Raw genomic sequence first — 3,980 nt, forward strand, 5'->3', positions numbered from 1 at the left:
AATAACTTTGCAACAGTACCCATTGCAGCGAATCCTGAGACACGCCACACTACAGCAAACCATGACCTATGCGCACTTTGCACCGGACTTTTTGAATGATGTTGTTGCGCTCAATCCACTAAAGGGAATGTCCATATAGTGTCCATAAACCAGCACTATTTAGTACCATATGGAACCATATAAACTTGGTAATATATTGTTTTAAATGGATTTTCCCCGCTACGGCGGGGGTGTAATGCGACTTCGCAGTCGCCTCTTTCTTGCCTGAAAATTGAGGAACACGACATGAAAGTCTGGCAGCGCCAATTTATCGAATTCACCATCAACAAGCAGGTGCTGAAGTTTGGTGAGTTCACGCTGAAATCAGGGCGCAAAAGCCCTTATTTCTTTAACGCAGGCCTGTTTAATACCGGGTGTGATCTTACCCTGCTGGGCCGTTTCTACGCTCAGGCGCTGGTCGATTCCGGCATTGATTTCGACCTAGTGTTTGGCCCGGCCTACAAAGGTATTCCTATTGCTACCACCACAGTGGTTGCGCTGGCCGATCACCATGACCGCGATGTTCCTTACTGCTTTAACCGTAAGGAAGCCAAAGATCACGGCGAAGGCGGCACGCTGGTGGGTAGCCCGCTGCAGGGCAAAATTATGCTAGTGGATGACGTGATCACGGCGGGAACTACCATCCGTGAATCGATCGAGATCATTGCGGAAAACAATGCCACGCTGGCAGGCATGCTAATTTCGTTAGACCGCCAAGAACGCGGGCGCGGGGCGATTTCCGCTATTCAGGAAGTGGAGCGTGATTACGGCTGCAAGGTGATTTCAATTATTACGCTGAAAGAGCTGATTGCCTATCTAGAAGAGAAGCCGGAACTGGCCGACCATCTGGTGGCGGTACGCGAGTACCGCAGCGAGTTTGGTATTTAAGCGTTATTTAATTTGGTAATCGCATAGGGACCGATCATTTTTTTTAATCGGCCCTTTGGCGATCTGCCCGCAGTATCAGACTAACTGAGCAACCAGCAGCGGCCAGCGCGCGTCGAAGTCAATGGTCGGACGATAACGGAACTCTGAACGCACAAAACGCGACAGCAGCCCTTCGCAGAACGCTAACAGCTGGCCAGCCAGAAGCGCCTCATCGGTGGCAAAACCTTCACCTTCACGGATTTTCTTTTCGCGCATGACCAAGCGTAGCTGCACCTCAATGCGTTCGAACAGCTGATTAATCCGCCCCTGCAAACGATCCTGTTCGAACATCAGCGCATGACCGGTCAGAATGCGCGTTAAACCTGGATTACGCTCACCAAAGCCCAGAATTAACTGGGTAATCAGACGCAAACGCGGCAGCGTCTCTTTCTCGTCTTTCAGTATCAGATTGATGCGCGTAATCAGGCTGTTTTCAATAAATTCGATCAAGCTGTCAAACATCTTCGTTTTGCTGGGAAAATGCCGGTAAAGAGCCGCTTCAGATACCCCAACATTCGCCGCCAACTTGGCGGTCGTGATGCGATGGCTGCCATCGCTGGATTCCAGCATCTGCGCCAGTGCCTGCAGGATTTCTTCGCGACGATTCCTTCTCGCACTTTTTTTTTCTGCCATGCCTTATAAAGACCCCCGAGAACATTACCATAAATGGGCAAATGCCCACTCAACGTCCGTGAGCAAAGGCTCACGGAAGAAAAAAATCAGCTTATCGTTCGTTACGGAGCGGTGGAGAGTTACCGGCGGCCGGAATGACCGAAACCACCTTCGCCACGCACGCTGAAGTCGAAATCGTTCACCAGATTGAATTCAGCCTGTACCACCGGCACGAACACCATCTGAGCGATACGTTCACCAGGCTCGATAGTAAAGGAGTCCTGCCCACGGTTCCAGACGGAAACCATCAGCTGCCCCTGATAATCAGAATCAATCAGGCCAACCGAGTTGCCCAGAACCACGCCGTGTTTGTGGCCAAGACCAGAGCGCGGCAGAATCACTGCGGCCAGTTCAGAGTCCGCGATATGAATAGCCAAGCCGGTTGGTGCCAGCGTGGTGGCACCCGGCTTCAGTACGAATGCTTCATCTAGGCAGGCGCGCAGATCCAGCCCGGCGGAACCGGAGGTGACATAGGTAGGTAACGGGAAATCACTGCCTACGCGCGCATCCAAGATTTTAACGTCGATTTTTTTCATCATAACGGCTGACAATCTCGTCTAGTAACTGTTGGCCAAGGAGTGACTTATCGCTGAGCGGTAAGATTTTTTCTCCCTCCTGCCAAAAAAGGTGAAGAACATTGGTATCGCTTTTGAAACCCTGTCCGGGTTTGGCAACATCGTTGGCGCAAATCATGTCTAGATTCTTGCACACGCGTTTTTGTTGCGCGTATTCTTCCACATTCTGGGTTTCAGCGGCAAATCCTACGATAAAGGGACGGTGTTGCTGCATCGCCGCCACGCCGGCGACAATATCAGGGTTTTTCACCATTTTAAGGGTAATCTCGTCACCCTGTTTTTTGATTTTTTCCTCAGCAATAGCCACCGCGCGGTAATCGCCCACGGCCGCACAGCCGATAAAGATCTGCTGGCTTGCTGCTTGGTCCATCACCGCCTGCTGCATCTCGAGCGCGCTGACCACATCCACCCGAGTGACGCCAGCCGGGGTCGGCAGCGCTACCGGCCCGGCAACCAGTGTAACGCGGGTGCCACGTTTTGCTGCCGCAGCGGCTATGGCAAAACCCATTTTGCCCGAGCTGTGATTACTGATAAAACGCACCGGATCGAGAGCTTCCCGCGTCGGGCCGGCGGTGATCATAATGTTGAGATGTTGCAGATCGTTGACGGGGGCCGCCCAGTTAAGCGCATGATCAACAATCGCCAGCGGGTCAAGCATACGCCCCAGCCCGATATCACCACAGGCTTGGCTGCCGCTGTCCGGCCCCCAGATCATCACCCCACGCTGGGCCAGCAGCTGCAAATTGTGCTGGGTCGGCAGGGTGAGATACATCTGCTGATTCATCGCTGGGACCACGGCCAGCGGTGCCGCAGAGGCTAGGCAAATGGTGGTCACTAGGTCGTTAGCCATCCCTGCCGCCACTCGGGCAATCAGGTCAGCGGTGGCCGGTGCTAGAATCACCAGCTCGGCCCACTTGCCCAGCTCAATATGGCCCATTGCCGCTTCTGCCGCCGGGTCGAGCAAATCATCAGAGACCGGATAACCGGAAACGGCCTGCAGGCTGAGCGGGGTAATAAACGCTTTTGCTGCGTCGGTCATGACCACGCGCACTTCCGCGCCACGGTCACGCAAGCGGCGAATCAGCTCGGGTGCTTTATACGCGGCAATACCGCCGCTGACACCCAGAACAATACGTTTTCCGGTTAATTCCATCATTTGCTGTTGCCTTCTGTTAGCCTGCTGGGGCTATTCGCGCCACAAGAGCAACCATTTTACCACACTCCGTCTGGCTGACTATTTCTCACCTCGCCACCTTTGCGAGCCGTCTCATAAAGTCGGCACATCATCATAGAAAATACTGTATATAATACCATGCTTTATGCTCTTCAGGAAGAGGGAGCAAACGATGAGCAAAACCAATGGGTGGCAGGAATCTGGGATGCCCCCCGCGCGAAAAGCTGGAAAACTTGGCGTGGCCACGCTCAGTGATAGCGAACTGTTAGCGATTTTTCTGGGTAGAGTCTTAGGACGTGGTGTAAATTTGGAAGGATGGTGAGAGCCATCGGCTTATCCGGTAAGGTAATGGTTAATTAGACAATCATCTCAGAAGGAGTCAACCGATGGCCGACAACAGCATGACATTCAGCAACACTCTGATGCAACTCGGCGGCGAGGACTTTCTGCGTGAACTCACCGAATTTATGCTCAACCGCATCATGGAGGCCGGTCGAGTCCGTCAAGGTGGTGTAAATTCAGATCCAGCCTTCCGGTCCGGTAATATGTCTGTTAAGCGCTGAGTGGCAGCGCCTCGATCACATCGTTTTCAG

Annotated in this window: 5 protein-coding genes; 2 read left to right on the forward strand and 3 right to left on the reverse strand. The window is 53.0% G+C overall.

Going from position 1 to position 3,980, the window contains the following annotated elements; all coding sequences use genetic code 11:
* Positions 1 to 285: 285 nt before the first annotated feature.
* Positions 286 to 927, forward strand: coding sequence for an orotate phosphoribosyltransferase (pyrE, locus tag BBW68_RS09475; protein ID WP_070135167.1), 642 nt, complete (start codon positions 286 to 288; stop codon positions 925 to 927).
* Between the two features lie 75 nt (positions 928 to 1,002).
* Here pyrE and slmA read toward each other — a convergent pair whose 3' ends face one another.
* The 3 genes from slmA to coaBC all read right to left on the reverse strand — a co-directional run bounded on the left by slmA (position 1,003) and on the right by coaBC (position 3,369).
* The gene (gene slmA / locus BBW68_RS09480) at positions 1,003 to 1,599 is read right to left on the reverse strand and encodes a nucleoid occlusion factor SlmA (RefSeq protein WP_070135168.1); all 597 of its coding nucleotides are present in this window, start codon (positions 1,597 to 1,599) and stop codon (positions 1,003 to 1,005) included.
* A gap of 119 nt (positions 1,600 to 1,718) precedes the next feature.
* The gene (gene dut, locus BBW68_RS09485; protein ID WP_070135169.1) at positions 1,719 to 2,177 is read right to left on the reverse strand and encodes a dUTP diphosphatase; all 459 of its coding nucleotides are present in this window, start codon (positions 2,175 to 2,177) and stop codon (positions 1,719 to 1,721) included.
* Positions 2,155 to 3,369 (reverse strand): bifunctional phosphopantothenoylcysteine decarboxylase/phosphopantothenate--cysteine ligase CoaBC, encoded by a 1,215-nt coding sequence (gene coaBC / locus BBW68_RS09490; RefSeq protein ID WP_070135170.1) that lies wholly within the window; start codon positions 3,367 to 3,369, stop codon positions 2,155 to 2,157. Before coaBC ends, dut begins: the two co-directional genes overlap by 23 nt.
* A gap of 404 nt (positions 3,370 to 3,773) precedes the next feature.
* On the opposite strand from coaBC, the gene BBW68_RS17890 reads away from it, so the two are divergent.
* On the forward strand, positions 3,774 to 3,950 hold the full coding sequence (locus BBW68_RS17890; RefSeq protein WP_420835344.1) for a hypothetical protein: 177 nt from the start codon (positions 3,774 to 3,776) through the stop codon (positions 3,948 to 3,950).
* Positions 3,951 to 3,980 lie beyond the last annotated feature (30 nt).

The organism is Candidatus Erwinia dacicola (assembly GCF_001756855.1).
Taxonomy (GTDB): domain Bacteria; phylum Pseudomonadota; class Gammaproteobacteria; order Enterobacterales; family Enterobacteriaceae; genus Erwinia; species Erwinia dacicola.